This window comes from Streptomyces tibetensis (assembly GCF_007655005.1).
Classification (GTDB): Bacteria; Actinomycetota; Actinomycetes; order Streptomycetales; family Streptomycetaceae; genus Streptomyces; species Streptomyces tibetensis.
The window spans coordinates 132,813-155,029 of record NZ_SZVW01000022.1 but is presented as its reverse complement, the minus strand read 5'-3'; the positions used below and the strand labels follow the sequence as shown (position 1 = coordinate 155,029).

The 22,217-nt window shown below is 69.4% G+C and carries 13 protein-coding genes; 7 read left to right on the top strand and 6 right to left on the bottom strand.

The annotated features are described in order from the left end of the window. Positions 1 to 102: 102 nt before the first annotated feature. The 7 genes from FDO69_RS32705 (at position 103) to FDO69_RS32675 (ending at position 12,128) form a co-directional block, all read left to right on the top strand. Positions 103 to 2,388, top strand: coding sequence for an nSTAND1 domain-containing NTPase (locus FDO69_RS32705; RefSeq protein ID WP_240806343.1), 2,286 nt, complete (start codon positions 103 to 105; stop codon positions 2,386 to 2,388). Then, entirely contained in the window at positions 2,385 to 3,929 is a 1,545-nt protein-coding gene (locus tag FDO69_RS32700) for a WD40 repeat domain-containing protein (protein WP_138430236.1), read from the top strand. Before FDO69_RS32705 ends, FDO69_RS32700 begins: the two co-directional genes overlap by 4 nt. A gap of 177 nt (positions 3,930 to 4,106) precedes the next feature. Further along, entirely contained in the window at positions 4,107 to 5,540 is a 1,434-nt protein-coding gene (locus FDO69_RS32695; RefSeq protein ID WP_104785424.1) for a polysaccharide deacetylase family protein, read from the top strand. 1,249 nt (positions 5,541 to 6,789) lie between these two features. Beyond that, on the top strand, positions 6,790 to 7,506 hold the full coding sequence (locus FDO69_RS32690; protein ID WP_420878560.1) for an SGNH/GDSL hydrolase family protein: 717 nt from the start codon (positions 6,790 to 6,792) through the stop codon (positions 7,504 to 7,506). A gap of 281 nt (positions 7,507 to 7,787) precedes the next feature. Next, positions 7,788 to 8,843, top strand: coding sequence for a glycoside hydrolase family 5 protein (locus tag FDO69_RS32685; RefSeq protein WP_104785421.1), 1,056 nt, complete (start codon positions 7,788 to 7,790; stop codon positions 8,841 to 8,843). A gap of 97 nt (positions 8,844 to 8,940) precedes the next feature. After that, positions 8,941 to 10,308: a poly(ethylene terephthalate) hydrolase family protein gene (locus FDO69_RS32680; RefSeq protein WP_104785418.1), complete on the top strand. Its 1,368-nt coding sequence runs from the start codon at positions 8,941 to 8,943 to the stop codon at positions 10,306 to 10,308. 239 nt (positions 10,309 to 10,547) lie between these two features. Beyond that, positions 10,548 to 12,128 (top strand): RICIN domain-containing protein, encoded by a 1,581-nt coding sequence (locus FDO69_RS32675; RefSeq protein ID WP_104785415.1) that lies wholly within the window; start codon positions 10,548 to 10,550, stop codon positions 12,126 to 12,128. 364 nt (positions 12,129 to 12,492) lie between these two features. On the opposite strand, the gene FDO69_RS32665 is transcribed toward FDO69_RS32675, so the two are convergent. The 6 genes from FDO69_RS32665 to FDO69_RS32640 form a co-directional block, all read right to left on the bottom strand. Further along, complete coding sequence (locus tag FDO69_RS32665; protein WP_104785412.1) at positions 12,493 to 14,631, bottom strand: alpha-galactosidase; 2,139 nt, start codon at positions 14,629 to 14,631, stop codon at positions 12,493 to 12,495. Between the two features lie 106 nt (positions 14,632 to 14,737). Beyond that, complete coding sequence (locus tag FDO69_RS32660; RefSeq protein WP_104785409.1) at positions 14,738 to 17,359, bottom strand: carbohydrate-binding protein; 2,622 nt, start codon at positions 17,357 to 17,359, stop codon at positions 14,738 to 14,740. A gap of 136 nt (positions 17,360 to 17,495) precedes the next feature. Next, positions 17,496 to 18,575 (bottom strand): LacI family DNA-binding transcriptional regulator, encoded by a 1,080-nt coding sequence (locus FDO69_RS32655; protein ID WP_104785406.1) that lies wholly within the window; start codon positions 18,573 to 18,575, stop codon positions 17,496 to 17,498. A 49-nt stretch (positions 18,576 to 18,624) separates the two neighbouring features. Then, entirely contained in the window at positions 18,625 to 19,974 is a 1,350-nt protein-coding gene (locus FDO69_RS32650; protein ID WP_104785403.1) for an ABC transporter substrate-binding protein, read from the bottom strand. A gap of 116 nt (positions 19,975 to 20,090) precedes the next feature. Beyond that, positions 20,091 to 20,924, bottom strand: a complete 834-nt coding sequence (locus FDO69_RS32645; RefSeq protein WP_104785400.1) for a carbohydrate ABC transporter permease — start codon at positions 20,922 to 20,924, stop codon at positions 20,091 to 20,093. A 14-nt stretch (positions 20,925 to 20,938) separates the two neighbouring features. Continuing rightward, positions 20,939 to 21,898: a carbohydrate ABC transporter permease gene (locus FDO69_RS32640; protein ID WP_234388192.1), complete on the bottom strand. Its 960-nt coding sequence runs from the start codon at positions 21,896 to 21,898 to the stop codon at positions 20,939 to 20,941. Between the last annotated feature and the right edge of the window lie 319 nt (positions 21,899 to 22,217).

The window sequence follows — 22,217 nt, the reverse complement described above, 5'->3', positions numbered from 1 at the left end:
AGGGAGTCCCGGCCTCATCCGCTGGGGCCGGGATTGCCTCCGGACGGGTGAAAACGTAGGTTGAGCACCGTTTCTTGTTTGATGGTTGAAAGGTGCCACCAGGTGGGCCGACGAGAGAAACCAGTCGACCCCAGTGCCGGTCCGGTCCAGCGCCTCGCGCATGACCTGCGCCTGCTGCGGGAGAAGGCCGGGAAGCCGCCGTACCGGGAGATGGCCGAGCGGGCGGGCTACTCCACGACCGCGCTGTCGCAAGCCGCGGCCGGTGACCAGCTGCCGACACTGGCGGTGGTACGCGCGTACGCGGATGCACTCGACGCCGACCCGGACGAGTGGGAGGCCCGCTGGCGGGAGGCGGACGCCGAGTCCCGTGCTCCCACGGCCGACGAGCGGGCTCCGTACCGTGGGCTCGCCCGCTTCGAACCGGCTGACAGCGACCTGTTCTTCGGCCGGGAGGCGCTCGTGCGCGAACTCCTGGACCTGGCGCACACGCACCGCTTCGCGGCGGTGTTCGGGCCGTCCGGCAGCGGCAAGTCCTCGCTGCTGAGGGCCGGCCTCATCCCGTTGCTGCGGGAAGACAGGGGCACCAGCCGCCCGGCGGTGGTCCGGGTCCTCACCCCCGGCGAGCGGCCCGCCCAGACTCACGGGCCGGCGCTCGTTCCCCAGAACGGTGAGCTGGACACCTGGGTGATCGTCGACCAGTTCGAGGAGCTGTTCACCCTCTGCCACGACCGCGAGGAGCGGGACCGCTTCCTGGACCTGTTGCTCAGCGCGCGTGAGCCGGAGAGCCGCCTGCGCGTGGTGGTCGCGGTGCGCGGCGACTTCTACGGCCACTGCGCGGTCCAGCGGGAGCTGGCCGAGGCGGTCAGCCGCGCCAACCTGCTGGTCGGGCCCATGAGCGGGGACGAACTGCGCGAGGTGATCACCGGCCCGGCCACCGTCGCGGGGCTGAACGTGGAACGGGTTCTGACCGCGCGGATCATCGAGGAGGTCGGCGACCAGCCGGGTGCGCTGCCGATGCTCTCGCACGCCCTGCTGGAGACGTGGCGCCGTCGCCGGGGCCGCACCTTGACGCTGACCGGCTACGAGGAGACCGGCGGCGTCCGTGGGGCGATCGCCGCCACTGCCGAAGAGGTGTATGGCGGTCTGTCCACCCAGCAGGCACGGACCGCCCGCCGGATCCTGCTGCGGCTGATCGCCCCCAACGGCTCCGCTGACGAGCAGGGTCGGGCCCTGCCCGCGGGCGCCCCCGACACGCGTCGCCCGGCGTCCCGCGCCGAACTGGCCGGACCGGACGCACAGGACGTAGTGGAACGTCTCGCCGCCGCCCGTCTGGTCACCTTGGACGGCGGCACCGTCGAGCTGGCCCACGAGGCGCTGATCACGAGCTGGCCGCGGCTGGCCGGCTGGATCGAGGAGAGCCGGGAACGACTGCACGTGCAGTGGCTGCTCGGCGAGGCCGCACGCGCCTGGGACGGGCTGGACCGCGATCCCGGCGCCCTGTACCGGGGCACCCGGCTGGCCCGGGCAGAGGAACTCTTCGCCGGCAAAGGGGCGGGGGCAGTACGAAAGGCCACGGAAGAGGACCTGGCCCCACTGGAGCGGGCGTTTCTCAGCGCTTCCCTGGATGCCCGGCGCGCCGAGCGGGATGCGGGGGCACGCACCGTCCGTCGTATGCGCGCGCTCACGGTGGGCCTGTCGGTCCTCCTCGTGTGCGCGCTGGCGGCCGGCCTGCTCGCCTGGCAACGCGACCGGGCGAGCGCGCAGGAGTCCGCGAAGGCCGCCGCCCGTCGCCTGGCCACGATCTCCGACAGCCTGCGTTCCAGCGACCCCCGCACCGCCGCCCTGCTCGGCGTCGCGGCCTGGAAGCTCGCTCCGCTGACCGAGTCCCGCTCCGCGCTGCTGGCGGCGCTGGCCCAGCCGGAACGGGACGCCTTCACCGACCCGCAGACGGGCAGGGACGTCCGCCGCTACCTCACCGACCACGGCCGGAGTCTCGTCAGCGTCGTGAACAGCGCGGTGAGTGTGTGGAGCGTCGCCGACCACCGGCGCACCGCGGCCTACCACCTCCCCAGCGGCATGGAGGTGACCGCCGCCGGCGCCGACTCCCGCTTTCTCGATCTCACCGGGCCGGACGGTGACGTGCTGTGGGACCTCCCCGCCGGGAAGCCCGCCGCCGAACTGGGCGACGCCACGCTGATGGACACCTCGGACGACGGAAGCACGTACGTGACCGGCCCGGCGGGCGAGGGCGGCACAGTGCGGGTACAGCGGACTGACAGCTCCAGGCCAGCGCTCTCGGCCGATGTCAGGGCGGCACAGTGCGGGTACAGCGGACTGACAGCTCCAGGCCAGCGCTCTCGGCCGATGTCCCCGACGGTCTGTCCATGACGGCCCTCAGCCCGGACGGCCGGCTGCTGGCGCTGTGCCCGGCCGGGGCCCCGCCACAGGTGTGGGACACCGTCCGGCACCGGCGGCTGACGGGAGAGTGGGACAAGTCCGACGGCACCGTCTGCGGCACCGGCACGGGAGCGGACGGCGGATCCCGCCTCCTGCGGTTCAGCACGGACGGCCGGCGCCTGGCCATCGCCTACGGTACGGCCGCCACAGTCTGGGACGTGAGCAGCGGACGCACGGCCGCCGACTTCCAAAGCGGTGGGATCTCCGGGTTCACGCAAGCCGCCCTCTCCCCCGACGGGCGGTTCCTGGCCACAGCCGACGACCAGCAGATCGCCGTGTGGCGACTGGACAACGGGGGCACCCTGGCCTACCAGCGGCCGTTGTCCGGTGCTGAAGTAAGGGGCCTGACCTGGGATCCGGGCAAGCAACGCGTCCTGCGATACCTGGACGGCGCCACAGTCCACAGCTACGACCTCACCGACCGCCTCGGCGCTCGATGGCAGGGCACCGAGGCCGACGCGACCGCCCTGAGTCCCGACGGCACATCCCTGGCCACCGTCACCCGGTCCGGCGACGGCTACCGGTTCGAGCTGCGCTCCACCGGCTCGGACAAGGTGCTCGGCCGGGCCACCCTCGGCTCCCTGCCCTCGCTGGACAGCACGACAAGCCCATTGCTGTCCTTCAGTCCGGACGGCCGGTCGCTCGCCGTCGCCGACACCACCTCCTCACAGGGCTCCCTGCGAATGCGATTCACCCTGTGGGACGTACCGGCGCACAAAGTGCGCACGTCCTTCACCGACTCCGGCGCCGCCGACCGCCCCCTGGCCGGACTCGCCACGGGCCCCGGGGGACGGACTGTGGTGGCCGTGCGTGAAGGCGGGGCCGAGATGTGGGACACCGCACACGGCCGCAGGTCACGGGTCCTGCACGGCCTGTCCGAGACGGCCCTGGTGGTCCGGCCGGACGGGGGGCTGCTGGTCGGCTACGACGACGAGTACGGGAACGTGGCGTCCGGCAAGGTCACCGGGCGTGCCCTCGCCGACGGCCGGGAGGTCACCGCGCTCGCCTTCAGCCCCGGCGGCACGCGGCTGGCCGTCGGTGACAGGACCGGGCATGTCACTTTGTGGGACGGCGACGTCCGACGTCGCACGGGCGTGTTGACCGGCACGGCCGACACGGTCTCGCGGGGTGAGCCCGAGTCCGTCACCGCGCTGGCCTTCTCCGCCGACGGCCACACCCTCGCCGTGGGCGGGATGGCCGGCACGCTACGCCTGTGGGACACCGAGAACCAGCAGCTGCTCGGCAGCGATCTGCCGACGTCCGGTGACGAGATCCGCTCGCTCTCCTTCGCCGACGACGGGGGCACGGTCTACGCATCAGGCCCGGACGTGCCGCTCCAGGCCCAGGCCATCGCACCGGACCAGGCCGTCCGCGCCGTCTGCCGGCGAGCGGGCGGCGGGCTCACCCGTGCCCAGTGGCGCAACTACGTCCCCGACGCCCCCTACCGCGAGGTGTGCCCCGCTCAACGCTGAAGAAGCCGCAATCGGGGGGCGTCGCAGGATTGTTCGGAGTGACCCCGAGGGTCGCTGAAAAACGCTCCTGACCTGCAACATCGAGAGCACGACGGCCGTCCGCGCTGCTGCGCTGGACGGCCGACCGGCGTCCGTTCCGCGTCGCCCGGCACGTCCTCTCTCCTCCAGGTGCTCCGCATGCGTTCTCCCGCCCTCCTTCCCCCGGCTCTTCTCCTGCTCGGTTCACTCACCCTCACCGCGGCCTGCGCCAACGGGTCCGGAACCCCGGACCCCTCCCCCGAACCGGTGCAGGCCGGACCGTCCTCCTCCGTCTCCCGGGCGGTCGACCCGTCGAAGATCAAGGGCCTGGAAATCGTCAACGACAGCAGTGAGCAGCGCTCCTGCCCGTTCGCCGTCAGCTACCCGGACGTGCCCGGAGCCGAGGCGATGACGGCCGCGATGAAGGCGGACGCCGACCGGCGCGTGGCCTCCTTCCGCTCCAGCAGGTGCGGCAACGGCTCGCCTTCGGTCGGCGAGCTCAACGTCAGCCACCAGTTCCTGGTGGCCTCCGGTGACGTGCTCGGCGTCCGGCTCACCACAGTGGACAGCAGTGGGGCCGGCAACGGGCGGTCGACCAGCACGTACTGGTACGACGGGCGGGACGGCGCCTACCGCCAGGCACTCGACCTCATCGCCGACGGGTCACGGGACGCCTTCACCGGCGCCCTCAAGCAACGGCTCAAGGGCCGCGAAGGGGTGGACCCCACCTCCCTCGACGACTCCTTCGCCGACGCCACCCACCGCAGCGGCTTCCTCGACGATCTGTCCTTCACCGCCGTCGGCGGTATCCGAGTTCAGCTCGACTCAGGCACGGTGGGAGCCTCTGCAGCCGGGTCCTACGTCGTGTCCCTCGACAAGGCGACGGTCACGCCTTGGCTGTCCCCCTTCGGCCGACGCGCCCAGAAGCAGACCGAGCACCCCAACGGCGACCTCGACCTTGGCGCCCCCAGCACACCCAGCGCGGCCGTGCCCACCCACACCGCCTCCGCCGACGACGACACCGACTGCAAGAAGGTCAAGTGCATCGCCCTGACCTTCGACGACGGCCCCGCCGCCCCGGAGACGGCGAACCTTCTGAACCACCTCGCCCGGTACAAGGCACGTGTCACCTTCTTCACCGTGGGCCAGAACGTGGCCGCCCATCCCGAACTCGTACGCGCCGAGGCGAAGGCCGGTCACGAGGTCGGCAACCACTCCTGGAACCACCCCGATCTCACCAAGCTCACCCCGGAGCAGGTCGCCTTTCAGCTGGGCCGCACCAGCTCCGCGATCAAGGCCGCCACCGGCACGGCCCCCACCCTCTTCCGGCCGCCGTACGGCGCGGTCAACGCCCAGGTGAAGGCCGCCACCACACTGTCGCCGGTGCTGTGGGACGTCGACACGGAGGACTGGAAGTACCGGGACAGCGCCAAGGTCGCTCAGACGGTCATCGCCAAGGCGCAGCGCAACAGCGTCGTCCTGATGCACGACATCCACCCGACGTCCGTCGCCGCCGTCCCCGAGATCCTTCGCTCCCTCACCGCCGAAGGCTTCCACTTCGTCACGGTGAGCCATCTGCGCGCCACGCTGTGATCAGGGAGCGGACGGCCGGCGCTGATGCGGTCCACGGCTGCTAAAGCGTCGGGCGTCGAACGGGTCGGTCATGATCTCACCGATGACCGGGACGAACTTGAAGCCGTGCCCGGAGAAGCCGCAGGCGATCGTCACCTGGGACTGGCGAGGGGGAGCGACAGCACGAAGTGCTCGTCGAGAGTGAGCGTGTACGTGCAGGCGGCGCTGAGCAGGAACCGACCGTCGGCCAGCGCGGATGGGTCTCCCGATCGAGACGGTCCGGATCGGCGCGAGAACCCTTGGCGTGGAAAGCGACCTTGGCGCCGCCGTCCGCGCCGTCGAGAGCGGGAAAGCCGTAGACGTCGCCGCCGTCGCGGTCCTCCCAGACGTAGACCGGATGCCGGTCCGGGGCGAAGGGTGCGGTTCCGCCCTGGGGAGGGGACCAGTACATGACACGGCGCTCCACACAGCGATCACCAGCCGGTCCGCCACGTACGTCTCCTTCGCCGTGACGACCCACACAAGCGCAGATCGGCGCCGTGCCGGGCCGCCGGATCGAGGTGGGCCGCGACGGTCAGCTCGGGCCGCGCCACACCGGCCTCACGCTCGTAGAAGGCCGGATGGTCGTCAGCGGGGGTGACCGGGGGAAACGGCGACGGATCTCGGCGCGGTCAACCTAATTTCCAGGACATTCGACGGCCCGGCAATCAGCGCATACAGCGTGACGAATCCGAGCACGACCGAACACCAAGTTTCGACAGAATCCTTGACGGCTCCTCGGCGCCTTCCTACGCTCCGTGGGAGCGTTCCCATGCTCGTCTGGGTGAATGATCACCTTCCGGCCCTCAGGGTCACCGATCCACTCAGGCACCCCCACGCATCGGAGGCCATCGTGACCGGCGCACGCCTCGACATCACGTCACCACCACGACGAGCCACGGTGCGGTTCCCAGAAGCTGATCGCTCGGCGGCATCACCACCGTCGAACTGACCGGCACGCGCATCACCCCACCGCTCCAAGACGCCCAGTGTCGCGCCGGCCTGGCATCACCGCGCCGGGAACCAGCCCCGCACCTTGGGCACTTCTTCGGTAACAGCCTGCCCACCCCGCCTCGCCCTGGCGTCTGCACTGCCTGAACCCCGCACACCTGACCAGTGGTGGGCACGAGCCAGGCGCGCTGACGTCATGGGCAGTTGCGCGGCGGCGAGGCAGCCGTTCACCGAACCGCACCTCTCATAGCACCCCCCGCTCACACAGGAAGGCAATGGCATGCGCAGCACCCGTCACTTACCGTTCGTCCGGATCCTTCTGACTCTGCTTCTGCTCGCCCTCGGCGTGACCGTTGCGCCTGCGGTCGCTGCCGCTCCCGCAGCTGCCCCCGTACGCATCATGCCGCTGGGTGACTCGATCACCGGCTCCCCCGGCTGCTGGCGAGCGGTGCTGTGGAACCGGCTACGCAGCAGCGGGCACTCGAACGTCGATTTCGTCGGCACACTCAGCCAGCAGGGCTGCCCCCAGGCGTTCGACGGCGACAACGAGGGCCACGGCGGCGAGCTCGTGACCAACGTGGCGAACCAGAACCTGCTTCCTGCCCGCCTCTCGGCCACCCACCCCGACATCGTTGTCATGCATTTCGGCACGAACGACGTCTGGAGCAGCATCTCCCCCGACCGCATCCTCGCCGCCTACACCAAGCTGGTGACGCAGATGCGGGCATCGAACCCGAACATGAAGATCCTGGTCGCACAGATCATTCCGATGAACCCCTCCAACTGCACCGGCTGTGCCGGGCGAGTGGTCGAGCTGAATGCGCGGATTCCTGGCTGGGCCCGGGCGACGAGCACAAGCCGCTCTCCGGTGACCGTGGTCGACCAGTGGACGGGCTTCAACACCTCGGGCGACACCTACGACGGGGTACACCCGTCCTCCTCCGGCAACACGAAGATCGCCGCCCGCTGGTATCCCGCCCTCGCCGCTCTCCTGTGAACGGTGCCCCGAGCGGCCCGGACATCCGGACGTGATCCCGCTGCCTGCCGGGCCGTCGTTCGGGCCGCCTCCTCCCGGACAGGCAGCCAGCGCAACACCACGGCACCACGACGACGAGCAGCCCGTCCGCGTCCCACATCACGGCCGACACCCGCGCTGCCCCCGTCAGCTGCACGACACAAGCCGCCCCCATCAGCTGTCCGACACAGGCCACCCCCGTCAGCTGTCCCCGACACGACCCACCCCCGCCTAAGCACACTCCTTCCCCTCCTGGAGCCGCCATGAGAGTCCACACGCGAACCGCCCCACGAATGGCCGCCGTCCTGGCAGCTCTCCTGGGTCTCCTCGTCCCCCTGCTCGGTCTCGCCGCCCCGGCCCAGGCCGCGCCCACCGGCTTCCGCGTCCAGAACGGCCGCCTGCTGGAAGCGTCCGGCAACGACTTCGTGATGCGGGGCGTCAACCACGCCCACACCTGGTATCCGAACCGGATCAACTCCCTCTCCCACATCAAGGCCAAGGGCGCCAACACCGTCCGTGTCGTCCTCGCCAGCGGTGACCGCTGGACTCGCAACAGCGCCGCCGACGTGGCCGACATCATCGCCCAGTGCAAGCAGAACCGGCTCATCTGCGTCCTGGAAGTCCACGACACCACGGGCTACGGCGACCAGAGCGGCGCGACCACCCTCTCCCGCGCCGCCGACTACTGGATCAGTCTGAAGAGTGTCCTGACCGGCCAGGAAAGGTACCTCATCGTCAATATCGGCAACGAGCCGTACGGAAACAGCAACTACACGAGGTGGACGGCCGACACCAAGGCCGCCGTCCAGAAGCTGCGGAACGCCGGGGTCAACCACACGTTGATGGTGGACGCACCCAACTGGGGCCAGGACTGGGCGTTCACGATGCGCGACAACGCCGCGTCGGTGTTCGCCGCCGACCCGGACCGCAACACGGTGTTCTCGGTCCACATGTACGGCGTCTTCAACACGGCCGCGAAGGTCAATGACTACCTGAACCGTTTCGTGGCCGCGAAACTCCCCATCGTGGTCGGAGAGTTCGGCCACAACCACAGCGACGGCAACCCCGACGAGGACGCCATCCTGGCCGCCGCCCAGCGGCTCCGCCTCGGCTACCTGGGCTGGTCGTGGAGCGGCAACAGCAGCGATGTGCAGTACCTGGACCTGGTCACCGGCTTCGACCCCAACCAGCTCACCGCTTGGGGCCGGCGCCTCTTCAACGGAGCGAACGGCATCGCCGCCACCGCCAAGGAGGCCGCGGTCTTCTCCGCCGGCGCCACGGGCACCAACTCCCCGGCGGCTCCCCGGCACCACCGCTGACGCAACGCGACCTTCATCTGTCATGCGCACGCCACATGTAGTCGGTCGCCCGTTCGCGACTCCCGTATCCACGACAAAGACATGGAGGAACAGGACGATGCACTCGAGCATCACCGACGTCCCGGTGTCCGGCGACGCCCCCACCCACCTGCCGAGAGCCGCCAGGAGGAGCAGGACGGTCACGTTGAAGGCGGCCGTGGGCGCGGCCGTGACCGGCCTGCTCACCGCACTGCTGTCGATCCAGCCGGCGTCGGCGCAATCCCCGTCGGCCGCGGCCAACCCCTACGAGCGCGGCCCGGCTCCCACGGTGAGCAGCGTCGCCGCCCAGCGGGGCACGTTCGCGACCGCGGAGGTGACCGTCCCGCCCGGCAACGGCTTCAACGGCGGGAAGATCTACTACCCGACGGACACCTCTCTGGGCACGTGGGGTGCTGTCGCCGCCGTGCCCGGCTACACCGCCCGGTGGTCCGCCGAAGGCGCGTGGATGGGGCCCTGGCTCGCGTCCTTCGGGTTCGTCGTCATCGGCATCGACACCAACAGCCCCAACGACTACGACACCGCCCGCGGCACCCAGCTCCTCGCCGCGCTGGACTACCTCACCCAGAAGAGCCCGGTGCGCGACCGCGTCGACCCCAACCGGCTGGGCGTGCTCGGCCACTCCATGGGCGGTGGCGGCGCCATCAGCGCGGCCGAACGCCGGCCCACCCTGAAGGCAGCCCTGCCGCTCGCTCCCTTCTCCCCCTCACAGAACCTGTCCACCCTGCGCGTGCCCACGATGATCATGGGCGCACGGGACGACGGCACGGTCACGCCCTCCTACCTCAACGGGCTCTACGGCAGCATGCCGGTCGCCACCCAGAGCGCCTACATCGAGCTCACCAGCGGCGGCCACGGCTTCCCCACCTGGGGCAACTCCAACGTGACGCGCCGTACGATCCCCTGGCTCAAGATCTTCCTCGACAACGACACCCGCTACACCCAGTTCCTGTGCCCGTCGCTCGCGGACAGCAGCGGGGTCTCCCGGTCCCAGACCAAGTGCCCGTACGTGCCGCCCGGCGGCACGACCACTCCCCCGCCGAGCGGCGGACAGATCGTCGGAGCCGGCTCCGGCCGCTGTCTGGACGTACCGAACGCGTCGCAGGCCAACGGCGCCCAGGTCCAGCTGTGGGACTGCTCGGGCAACGTCAACCAGAAGTGGGCGCGCACCGACGCCGGGGAACTGCGTGTGTACGGCAGCAAGTGCCTGGACGCCGAGGGGGCGGGAACCTCCCCCGGCACACGGGTCATCGTCTGGGACTGCCACGGCGGGCAGAACCAGCGCTGGAACGTCAACGCCGGCGGCACCATCACCAGCGCGGGATCCGGTCTGTGCCTCGACACGACCAGCGGCGGTACCGGAAACGGTGCCCAAAGCATCCTGGCGAACTGCAACAGCACGTCCACCCAGCGCTGGACCCTCCGGTAACGAGGACTGAATCCGACCCTAGGCAGAAGGGGCCGAAGTGCCTTGCGGAAAACGGCACTTCGGCCCTTGCTTCACTGCAACCCGGACACCCGGCGTGCCGGAGGAGGACGGCTGGGACGGCATCGCCGTACTCAGGTTGGCCGGCGCAGCCCTGGGCGCGGTCGTTGCACACCGGCACACATCGGGATCGGGCTCATGCCTGACGCCTTCGGACACGCACAACCGATCAAGGAGAAACCATGTTCAGACTCATCCGCGCGGTGCTCTCCGCGGCTGTGGTCGCCGCCGCGGTACCTCTCGCTCTCTTATCCGCCCCCCAGGCCCTGGCACTCGACAACGGCCTTGCCCGTACCCCGCAGTTGGGCTGGAACGACTGGAACAGCTTCGGCTGCAACGTGAGTGACCGTCTGATCCGCGAGACGGCCGACGCGATGGTCTCCAGCGGCATGGCCGCAGCCGGCTATCAGTACGTCAACATCGACGACTGCTGGTCGACACGGAATCGCGACGCCGGCGGCAACCTGGTCGCGGACCCCGTGAAGTTCCCCAACGGCATGAAGGCAGTCGCCGACTACGTGCACGGCAAGGGGCTGAAGCTCGGCATCTACTCGTCGGCCGGCCTGACCACCTGCGCCGGTTACCCCGCCAGCCTCGGCAACGAGCAGCGGGACGCCAACCTGTGGGCGTCCTGGGGCATCGACTATCTCAAGTACGACAACTGCGGTGACCACCAGGGCCGCAGCGGCCAGGACCGCTACACCGCCATGCGCGACGCGCTCGCCAGGACAGGCCGCCCCATCCTCTTCGCCCTCTGCAATTGGGGCCAGGACCAGGTCGGTACCTGGGGCCCCGCCACCGGCAACTCCTGGCGCAACACCGGCGACATCCAGGCCAACTGGAACTCCGTGATGGGCATCCTGGACGCCCAGCCCGGTTGGGCGGGCTTCTCCCGCCCCGGTGCCTGGAACGATCCGGACATGCTGGAGGTGGGTAACGGCCTGTCCGACACCGAGTCCCGAGCCCACTTCAGCCTCTGGGCGCTGCTCAACGCGCCTCTGATCGCGGGCAACGACCTGCGCACCATGAGCGCCGCCACCAAGTCGATTCTGACCAACACCGAGGTCATCGGGGTCAACCAGGACTGGGGCGGCAGGCAGGGCAACCGGATCGTCGACAACGGAAACACTGAGGTGTGGACCAAGCCGATGGCAGGCGGCTCGGTCGCAGTGGTGCTCCTCAACCGCGGCAGCGGCACGGCCACCATCTCCACGTCCGCTACCCAGATCGGCCTCGGCTCGGCGTCCAGTTACGCGGTACGTGACCTGTGGGCGCACTCCACCAGCACGACCAGCGGCTCCATCAGCGCCTCCGTCCCCGCCCACGGCGCCGCGATGTACGTGGTCTCCGGCGGCGGGACCCCGCCCGGCAGCAGCACCTACTCACTGAAGGGTCAGGGCTCCGGCCGCTGCCTGGACATCACCGGCGGATCCCAGTCCAACGGAACCCTCGCTGAGATCTGGGACTGCAACGGCGCCGCCAACCAACGGTTCACCAGCACCAGCGCGGGCGAGCTGCGGGTCTACGGCGGCGCCAAGTGTTTGGACGTCGTCGGCGCCGCCACCGCCAACGGCACCGCCGTGAACATCTGGGACTGCAACGGCCAGTCCAACCAGCAGTTCCGCCTCAATCCCGACGGCACCATCACTGCCGTCCACTCCGGTAAGTGCCTCGACGTCATTGGCGGCGCCACCGCCAACGGCACCAAGGTCCAGATCTGGGAGTGCGGCAGCGCAGCCAACCAGAAGTGGACCCGCATCTGACCGATCGCTGCTGACCGACACGCTCCGGGCCGTGACCACGGGTCCGGCCCGGAGAGCCGCCACGTTCTGAACTTTGCAACGGTGGAAGAGGCTTTTCTTCTCCGTCGCATGAGAACAGGCTCTTTGTTGAGCATGGAATCGCTCACCTGAATAACTGGCGGGCTCTCGCCCGCCATCACGGTCGCCGCAGGCACATGAGCGACATATACGCTCTCTTAGCGGCACGAAGGCTGTGCGGCAGTCCGCCGGTGGGCCTTCGCACTGACCTCCCGGCGGTTCCTCACGAAGCCTGCCGCCGGCACTCAGCGGCAGGGCCAGAGCCTCGCTCTCCTGGGTGATCCACGGCCTCGATGAGCCACCATCGTCAGGCAGGCTCACGTAGGAGGTGGACGAGTGTGGACGCGTAGTCGTCCGCGGCAAGGTCCAGGAGCAGGCCATGGCTGAGCAGGACGGCGCCGTGGTGCACAGTGCCGGTGGCCGTGTCGCGGTAGCGTGCCGCAGGGTCGAGTCCGCGCAGGGGCAGGACCGAGGAGCGATGTCCGTAGCGCTGTGACCGTCGCAGGGCGATCACTGCGGCTTCCCGACCGTCGGGGGCGAGATACTGCACCGCGCTGAGTTCCCCGTCCCCGGGGGGCCGCAGCCGGTGCTGCTCGCCCAGCTGCACCAGATGCCTTACACGTTTGTAGGCGGCGACGAGTTCGGTGGCGCGAGCCAGTTCCGCCTCGCCCCACTGGTTGAGGTCGCCGCCTATGCCCAGCACTCCGTTCATGGCGGCGTGGAAACGGAAGTCGAGGGGCACGCTGCGCCGTGTGTAGGGGTTGGGGCTGTCGGTGACCCAGGCGCCCATGACCCGCGCCGGGTAGAGCTGGGAGAAGCCGTGCTGGATCTCGATGCGATCCAGTGCGTCGGTGTTGTCGGAGGTCCACACCTGGTCGGTACGGGCGAGGATGCCGAGGTCCAGTCGGCCTCCGCCGCTGCTGCACGTCTCTATGCGCAGCCCCGGGTGGTCGGCGCGCAGCCGGTCGAGCAGTGCGTAGAGGTGGCGTACGTGGTCGATCCACAATCGGTCGGGGTCACCGTCCGCGTCGGGCCATCCGGCTTCGGAGAAGGGGCGGTTCATGTCCCATTTGAGGAAGTCGATGGCGTTCTTCGACAGCAGTTCGTCGAACCGGCCGTGCAGCCAGGCGGCCACGTCGGGGCGGGCGAGGTTGAGCACCAGTTGGTTGCGGTGCTCGGTGCGGCGGCGATGCGGGTGGTGGAGCACCCAGTCGGGGTGCGCGCGGTACAGGTCGCTGTCGGGATTGACCATCTCGGGTTCGACCCACAGGCCGAACTGCATGCCCAGCTCGTGAACCCGGTCGGTCAAGGGACTCAGGCCGTCAGGGAAACGGCTGGAGTTGGGCGTCCAGTCGCCGAGTCCGGCGGCGTCGTGGGTGCGGGCGCCGAACCAGCCGTCGTCCATGACGAAGAGTTCGGCACCGAGCGCCGCGGCCTTCTCGGCCAGCGCGATCTGCCCGGTGACGTCGATGTCGAACTCGGTGGCCTCCCAGGAGTTGTAGAGCACCGGTCGTATCTCTTCCGGGTGCGGCAGCACATGGTTCAGGACGTGCCGGTGCCACAGACGGGACGCCGCGCCGAAGCCCCCCTCGGTGTACGCGCCCGCGCAGACCGGGGTGGCAAGTTCCTCGCCCGGCGAAAGCTCCCAGGTGACCGGGTCGTGGCCGAAGCCCGCGGACAGGGTGACACGTTCGGTGGGCATTCTCTGGGCGGTCAGCCGCCAGCTGCCGCTCCAGGCAAGGGCGCACGACCAGACGGCACCGTGAACCTCGTCGGCTCCCCCGTCGTCGATCATGGCCCACGGGTTGCTCTGGTGCCCGGTGGTGCCGCGACGGCTGGTGAGGACGGTCTCCGCGTAGGGCAGCGGGGTCCGGTTCAGCTGCGTTTCGGCGCACCATTGTCCCCGCACCTGGCTGAGTCGGTACTCGCCCAGTCTGGGCAGGACCCAGGTGGCGGAGTCGGCGCGGAGGATGGTGATCGGGTCGGCGGTCTCGGTCCCGGTCCCGGTGTGGCGTAGGACCAGGTGGCGTTCGATGACGTCGGTGCCGGTGCGCAGGCGGTAGTGGGTTTCGATGGTGAGCGGGTAGTGCCGGTCGGCGAACCGCAGTACCAGTTCCGTGCCGTCCTCGTGGTGCAGCACCTCCTCGCCCGCCGGGTGCGGTTCCAGGTCGCGCACGCCGTCCGGGAAGCGGACCTGGACGCCCGCGTGGGCGTAGCGCATGGCTCCCGCGGTGTCGAGGTCGAGGGTGCCGTCGGCAGGGTCCTCGAACGACCGGTGGCCGGGCTCCGGGTAGCGGAGCAGTGAGGCGGCCTGTTCGAGCGTGAGGCGGGGCCCCCAGTGCAGGCCGCGCAGGCGGTCGGCGTCGTCGAGGTGGAGCACGTAGCTGGAGCCGGGTCCGGACAGGACCCACAGCCGGCGCTCGGGGTCGTGGGCGATGTTCGGCATGGCGGCCTTTCGGGCGGGTGACGATCGGGCGGCGAGAACGTGCGCCGGCATTGCAGGGGGACGGGGCCGCCGCCGGACTCGGCGGCGGCCCCTGGGGGTGGGACGGTCAGCCGTTCACGGGGGCGACCTCGATGTAGTCGATGTCGGGTGCGTAGGAGGCGGAGTTGGAGATCTTCAGGGTGTTGGTTCCGGCGTTGAGGCTGATCGTTGTGCCCAGCGACCAGAAGTCGCTCCAGCCGTAGGTGTTGCGGAAGGTCGCCGTGGCGGGGGTGCCGCCGTTCACCGTCAGCTGAGCGGTGCGGGACTTGACGTTGGTGTTGTAGCTGCCGGTGCCCGACCGGTCGTTGTTGGCGTAGTGGATCACCAAGGCGTAGCGGCCGGCGGCCGGGGCGCTGATGTTGCCGAAGGTCAGCGTGTTGGCGCTGCCGTTTCCGACGTAGCCGACGTCCTTGCCGCCGGAGGTCCACACGTTCGACTGGACCTTGGCCGCTCCGGCCAGGGTGCCGCTCTCGGCTTCGATCTTGGTGACGCCGCTGGTGTCACCCGAGCCGGCCACCTTAATGTCCTTGAGGGTGACGGTGGCGCCGCTGTTCGGGGTGGCCTTGATCCGGTTGATGCCGGCCACGAGGTAGAGGCGGTTGCTCGCGGTGGTCGCGGCGCCGTTGGAGTTGGCCAGGGTGGCGACGGTGGTGCCGTTCAGGGCCAGGGCGGCCGTTCCTCCCGTGGAGGCGTAGTCGGCCTTCACGGTGTAGTAGCCGTCGGTGGGCGCGTAGGCGTCGAACGTGGTGCTGTCACCGGAGCCCAGGACGACGGCGCCGGTCCCGGCCTCGCCCACGTCGGCGTACGACCAGCTCGGGGTGCCGCTGGTGTCGGCGAAGGTGGCCTCGTACAGCGTCTCCGGGGTGCTCGGCGCGGCCGTCAGGTCGATCTTGTCGAGGGTCACGTCACCCACGGCGGTGCCCAGAGTGGCGTCGGACTTGGCGAGGGAGACGGTGTGGCTGCCGGCGCTCAGGGTCACCGGGACGGTGACGTTGGCGCGGTACTCGGAGTTCAGGGTGGACGGATAGGTGACGAACTTCGGGTTGGCGCCATCGATCCGCAGCGCCTGCTGGGCCGGGGTGCCTGTCCCGTTGCCGTAGAAGATGCGCAAGTTGTATGTGCCGGACGACGGGACACTCACCGCGAAGTCGACCTTGCTGCTCGTCGTGTTGAGGGCGGTGACGTCCTTGGTGCCGGAGGCGGCGTAGAGCTGCGCGGTGTTGTAGTTGGCGCCCGTGCCCTGGCTGCTGATCGTGCCGCCGGTGATGGTGGCGTTCTCGGCCTCGTACGAGGAGTTCACCGGCACGGTGGGCGTGGCGGCGGCGCCGCCGCCGTTCGGGGTGACCGTGATGCGGTAGGCCGACATGGCGTTCAGGCCGGTCAGCGGGACGGTGATGGACCCGCCGGCGGGGGTGAAGGCGGTGCGGGAGATGGTCTGCGGCGGCGCGGACACGCCGTCGTATCCGGACCAGTCCAGGGCCTGGACGGTGACCTCGACCTTGCTGCCGAAGGTGGCGCTCGGGATGTTGTTGATCACCACGCTGGTGTCGGTGGCCGACCCGCCGAGGATCACCTGGGCCTGCTTGCGGGTGGTGTCCAGCGAGGCCATGCCCTGGAGGGTGTCCTGGACGTTGGCCTGCGGCGGGGTCGCCTTGACGGTCTGCCCGGTCATCCCGGCGTACCAGTGCCAGAACCACCAGGTGCCGTTGGGGCTGTTGGTGAGGGCCGTGTTGCCGTCCATGTTGCCGGCCGCGTCCCAGTAGGGCTGCTGGCCGTAGACCTTGGTGTCCTCGAACATCGTGGCCCATTGCACCATCTGCCCGGGCACCGAGAGGTCGCGCCGGTTGGCGTACTCGTCGATGTTGATCGGGATGGAGCTGATGCCGCGGGCGCTCTCCAGGGAGCGGTACGTCGTGTAGTGGCCGCGGTAGGCGGAGAGGGAGCCGGGGCCGAGCTCGTGCCAGGTGAACACGTCCGGCAGCTGGTTCTTGGCCTTGGCGTAGGTCAGGAAGTCGCCGAAGAACTTGCTGTTGAAGCCCGCGGTGTTGGGCCCGCCTATCTTGGCGCCGGGAATGATGCTCCGGATCCGGTCGTAGACGGTGCTCCAGTCGGAGTCGAACTTGTTCAGGGCGTTCTGGTAGGTGGTGGCGTCGCCGCTCTTGATGCCGGTGTACCAGATGCCGTCGGGCTCGTTGAACGGGACGAAGACCACCTTGTCCGCGTACGAGGTCCCCTTGATCGCGTTGACCGCGGCGTCGACCTTGGTGAGGTAGTCGTCGATGCCGAGGTTCTGGTACGGCCAGGCCGAGTACTCGTCCTGGATGTTGGTGTACATCGTGCCGCCGCCGTTGCGGAAGAACGACGGGGCCACGTCCAGGATGTCCCCGTTGGGGTGCTGGGCACCGTTCGGGGGCTTCTGCGATCCGGTCGTGAGCTTCAGCGGCGCCAGCAGGTTGTCGCTGGGAACACCGTCGTCGCTCTGCCCGTAGAGCGCGCCGTTCGAGCCGCGCAGGACGGAGCCGGTGGTCGTGCCGAGGTCGACGGTGAACGTCTGGGTGGCGGCCGCTGCCGTCTGTGGCACCGCGAGCGCGGTGCCGACGAGGGCGGCTACGGCAAGCAGCGAGCTGGTGAGGGCTGCTCTCCTGCGCCCGGGCGGCGCAGCGCCCGGGGTGCGCGTGTCGAGGGACATAAGGACCTGGCTTTCCCCTCCCGCGGCACTGCGGGAGGACGGATCGAGAGGACGGGATGTTATCGCTCACATCCCCCGCGGACGGAGCGCTACGAAGGTGTCCGGCGCCTGGGCCGGGGCAGCAGGGCGAGAACGGTCAGGCGGGGCGGTGCGGCGCCGGGCCCGTGCTCTCGCGCACGATCAGGTCAGGTTCGGCCCATAGGGGTGGCGCCGGGGCCTCGTCCGGGTCGAGCAGCCGGTGCAGCATCCCGAAGGCACCGCGCCCGAGCCCTTCGAAGTCCAGCCGTACCGAGGTCAGGGTGGGGTGGGTGTACGCCGCGTACGGTGCGTCGTCGAAGCCCATGACGCTCAGGTCGCCGGGCACGTCCCGGCCCGCCTCCCTGGCCGCCCGCAGCACACCGAGTGCGAGATCGTCGTTGCCGCAGAGCACGGCGGTGACCTGCGGGTCGGCAACCATGGCACGGGCGGCCAGATACCCGGATCGCGGGCTCCAACCGCCTTCCAGCGGCTCAGGGGCGGGATGACCGGCGCCGGCGAGCGCGTCCCGCCAGCCCTCGGCGCGCTGCCCGACCCGCGTCGTGGAGGACGGGATCGTCATGTAGCGGACGGTCCTGTGTCCGAGGCCCAGCAGGTACCGGGTGGCCTGGGCCGCAGCCGCCCGGTCGTCGAGCCAGGCTTCGGGCCTGCCGGTCTGCCCGGCCTCCCGCGGCCGCTCCACCACGGCTGCCGCGGGGAACTCTGAGGGCAACGCCTGCCAGGCCCGCTCACCGGCCGCGTTGAAGGCGATCACCAGTACGGGTTCCCCGGGGCGGGCCAGCCGGCCGGCAATGTCGTCCGGCGTCAATGGGGAGTCCTCGTCCAGGACACTGACCGACACCGCGAAGTCCGCTGCCCGGGCCGCCTCCTCTATGCCCCGTAGTGCGAGGGAGGCGCCGTACAGGGTGGTGTCCGAGGTGAGCACCGTCACCGAGCGCACCACTCCCCCGGCCAGCGCCCGGGCGAGCCTGTTGGGTTTGTAGCCCAGCTCGTCGATGACCTCCAGCACGCGCGCCCGGGTGGCCTTCGCCACTCTCGGCCTGGCGTTGACCACACGGGAGACCGTCTGGTGCGAGACCCCGGCCGCCTTGGCGACGTCGAAGATACTGACGGACCGCTGCCGGTCGGCGCCGTTCTCGGGCGGCTCCTCGTCGCGGCGCGCCGGGGTGGGATTCTGCATGTCCGTGGGCTCCTGGTGAATGTCGGTCGAGGCTCCTGCCGGCGACTGCCTACTTGATCGCGGCGTTGGATGCCTCGTTGACGGAGTCGGCCGCCGCCTTGGGGGACTGCTGACCCAGCCACACCTGGTTGAAGGCGTCCTGCACCTTGACGCTGTACGTCGCCGAGGACGTGGTCAGCGGATATCCGATGGTGGTGCCCTCGGCTTCCTTGGAGAAGCCGCTGACGTCCACGCCCCGCTGCTTCCACACGGCCACGTAGTCCTTGTTGAGCGTGGGAATGCCCGGCCACACCGATCCCTCGGAAACGATGATCTTCTGGGACTCCTCCGACCCGAGCCACTTCACCAGTTCCCACGCCTCCTTGGGGTGCTTGCCGCCCGCGTACAGGGCGTTGCTGAGCCCGTTGTACACCGTGCCCTTCCCGACCGGGCCACCGGGCAGCTCGGCGATGCCGAAATTGCCCTTCATCGAGCTCTGGTAGGCGTTGAGGTCCCAGCTGCCGTCCCACACCACGGCCGCCTGCTTGCGGGCCATGACCTGCGGCAGGGACGCCCCGTTCGGGGTGTTCGTGACGGAGGCCGGCACCGCCACGTGGTACTTCAGCCGCAGGTCCCGGACGAACTGGATGGCTTCCACGCACGACGGCTGGTCGATCGTCCACTTCCCCCACGCCTTGTCCTGGAGCTTGCAGCCGTTCTGGGCCGCCGCGTCCCACCAGTCCGTCTGGCCGTTGGACGACCCGAGTGCGAGACCGTACTGCTTGACCTGCTTGCTGTCGAAGCCCTTCTCGTTCGGATGCTTACCGTTGGCGTCGACGGTCAGCTTCTGGAGCGCCTTGACGAAGGTGCCGCCGTCGGTGGTGTTCCAGGACAGGCCGCCCAGCTCGCTCTGCGTCAGCCCGGCCTTCTCGAGCATGGTCTTGTTGTAGACCTGGGCGATGGTGTCCCAGTCCTTCGGCAGGCCGTACTGCTTTCCGTCCTGCTGCCAACCCGCCAGGAGCTTGGGGTCGTAGATCGACGTGTCCAGCTTGTCGGCCTTGATGTACGGGGTGAGGTCGGTGAGGACGTTCTGCTGGGCGAACTGAGGGAAGTACGCCACGTGGTCCCAGAAGACGTCGGGCGCGGTGCGGCCGGCCATCTGGGTCTGCAGCTTGCTCCAGTACTGCGCCCAGGCGTTCAGCTCGATCTTGACCTTGATCTTCGGGTGCTGCTGCTCGAACACGTCGATCGACTTCTGCAGCGCCGGCTGCTGAACCGCGTCCCAGATGGCGTACCGCAGGGTTACGGTGCCTCCGGAGGAGGATGTTTCCGAGCCGGACGAGCCGCAGGCGGTGGTGAGGCAGAGCAGGAGTGCGCTGGTGGCGGTGGCTGCCAGGACTCTTCTGGAGGTTGCGGACATGGTTGGGCGTCCTTTCGGTGCGGGCGGTGCCAGGTGCTGTCGGGGGGTGGGGTGAGGAGGCCGTTGTGCGGTGACGTCCCCGGGGACGTGGGCCGCTCGGTCCGGCGGCGGACGGCCTACTTGAGGCCGGTCAGCGCGATGGAGCGGACGATGTGCCGCTGGAACAGCAGGAACACGGCGATCAGGGGAAGCAGGGCGAGGGCCGCCCCGGCCAGCACGATGTGCGGCAGGTCGGAGACGTGCTCTCCCTGGAGGGCGGAGATGCCTACGGTGACCACCCGGGTCCGGTCGCTGTTGGTGATGATGAGCGGCCAGATCAGGTTGTTCCAAGTGTTGACGAACGTGATGATCGCAAGTGTCGCGAGGACTGGACGGCTCAGCGGCAGCATGATCCGCACCAGGATGCTCCAGGTGCTCGCCCCGTCGATTCGGGCGGCGGCCTCCAGGTCCTTGGGAATGGTGCGGAAGTGCTGGCGCACCAGGAAGACGCCGTACGGGGTGCCGAGGAAGGTGGGCAGGATCAGACCCGCGTACGTGTCGACCATGTTCAGCTCACGCATCATCAGGAACAGCGGCACGAGCGTGATCATCTGAGGCACCATCATCGTGGCGAGGTATCCCCAGAAGATCCAGTCGCGCCCTGGGAACTCCATCCGGGCGAGCGCGTACGCCGCCAGCGCGCTGAACACCATCTGTCCGACGGTGACGAGGACGGCCACGGCCAGCGTGTGCAACAGGAAGGAGGACATCCCGTACTGGTTCCATACGGCGGTGAAGTTGGCGGACGTGGCGGGATGCGCGGGGGCCCAGGCGTCGGTGGACAGGAGATCCGAGGGCCGCTTGAGCGCACCGTTCAGTGTCAGCAGGTACGGGGCGATCGACAGCAGCGCGCCGGCGGCCAGGATTCCGTACAGCGTCGTTCTGCGGACGGCGGTCGAGAGGGAAGACATGATCGTGGCCGTCCTCAGCTGAAGTCGTAGACGGTGCGCTTGCGGAAGTACAGGACCTGGACGGCCGTCACCAGCAGGATCACGGCGAACAGCAGCATCGCCAGCGCCGAGGCGTAGCCGGTGCGGAACAGCTGGAAGGCCTGCTGGTAGATGTGGTAGTTCATCGTGTCCGTCGACCCGCCCGGCCCGCCCTGGGTCATCACGTAGACGGTATCGAACATCTGGAACGACCCGATGGTGTTGGTGACCAGGACAAAAAACATCGAGGGCCGGAGCAGGGGCAGCGTGATCCGGAAGAAGCGGAGCACGGGCCCTGCCCCGTCCATGTCGGCCGCCTCGTAGAGTGACTCCGGGATCGCCTGCAGGCCCGCCAGAAGGAACAGCATGGTGTAGCCGGTGTATTGCCAGATGTTGACCGAAGCCAGCACCGGCATGGCCCAGGTGGTGGACGACAGCCAGGCCGGGCCGTCCACGCCGAACAGGGCGAGGAACTGATTGACCACGCCGTGCTGCGGGTCGAACGCCCAGCTCCAGACGATGCCGAGGGCCACCGGCATGGCCATCCACGGCAGGACGAACAGCACCCGGAACGCCTTGCCGCCGCGCAGCTTGCGGTTCATCGCAAGGGCGAGCAGCAGTGCCAGCACGGTCTGCGCGGGAATGTTCAGCACCACGTAGTAGGTGGTGTTGCGCATCGCGCGCCACACCTCGCTGTCGCCCATCATCTCGCGGTAGTTCGCCAGTCCCACGAAGTGCGGGGCGCCCATCAGGTTCCAGTCGAAGAAGCTGATGACGACGACGCCGACGATCGGCGCCACCAGGAAGAGCGCGAGCCCGGCGAGGCTCGGCGCGAGCAGGACGTACGCCTCGACCGTGGCGCGGATGCGGCTCCGCCTTCGATGGCGTTCAACTGCCGGCGCTCCCGGAGGCACAGCCGGTGGGCGGTGGCCGCGGTCCACCAAGGGGGAAGACACGGCGACAGACATGTTATCGGTCACATTTTGCTCCGTCGGGCGACTCGTCCGATGCGGCTAGAGCAACGGCCAGAGTTTGGGAAGAACAGACCGCCTGAGGTGGGGCTCGCGGCGCGGCTGCGCGGCTGTGTTTCAGCGATGCGAGGATGAGTGTTAGCGCTAACACTCTCGACGTCAAGGGGTGCCGTGAGGATTCATGTCGGCAGGTCCCGCCGCCCTCCACGGCGCCGACCTGCTGCAGTCTTCGACGGGTGTCGGGCGCCGACGAGGGGAGTTTGCCTGTCCGGCCAGGAACGGCGGTGCCGGCCGGTGGTCCACC

Bases quoted from the DNA above. Each gene is read 5' to 3' on its own strand.
- FDO69_RS32700 (WP_138430236.1), top strand. From the start codon at position 2,385: ATGACGGCCCTCAGCCCGGACGGCCGGCTGCTGGCGCTGTGCCCGGCC.
- FDO69_RS32695 (WP_104785424.1), top strand. From the start codon at position 4,107: ATGCGTTCTCCCGCCCTCCTTCCCCCGGCTCTTCTCCTGCTCGGTTCA.
- FDO69_RS32690 (WP_420878560.1), top strand. From the start codon at position 6,790: ATGCGCAGCACCCGTCACTTACCGTTCGTCCGGATCCTTCTGACTCTG.
- FDO69_RS32685 (WP_104785421.1), top strand. From the start codon at position 7,788: ATGAGAGTCCACACGCGAACCGCCCCACGAATGGCCGCCGTCCTGGCA.
- FDO69_RS32680 (WP_104785418.1), top strand. From the start codon at position 8,941: ATGCACTCGAGCATCACCGACGTCCCGGTGTCCGGCGACGCCCCCACC.
- FDO69_RS32675 (WP_104785415.1), top strand. From the start codon at position 10,548: ATGTTCAGACTCATCCGCGCGGTGCTCTCCGCGGCTGTGGTCGCCGCC.
- FDO69_RS32665 (WP_104785412.1), bottom strand. From the start codon at position 14,631: ATGCCGAACATCGCCCACGACCCCGAGCGCCGGCTGTGGGTCCTGTCC.
- FDO69_RS32660 (WP_104785409.1), bottom strand. From the start codon at position 17,359: ATGTCCCTCGACACGCGCACCCCGGGCGCTGCGCCGCCCGGGCGCAGG.
- FDO69_RS32655 (WP_104785406.1), bottom strand. From the start codon at position 18,575: ATGCAGAATCCCACCCCGGCGCGCCGCGACGAGGAGCCGCCCGAGAAC.
- FDO69_RS32650 (WP_104785403.1), bottom strand. From the start codon at position 19,974: ATGTCCGCAACCTCCAGAAGAGTCCTGGCAGCCACCGCCACCAGCGCA.
- FDO69_RS32645 (WP_104785400.1), bottom strand. From the start codon at position 20,924: ATGTCTTCCCTCTCGACCGCCGTCCGCAGAACGACGCTGTACGGAATC.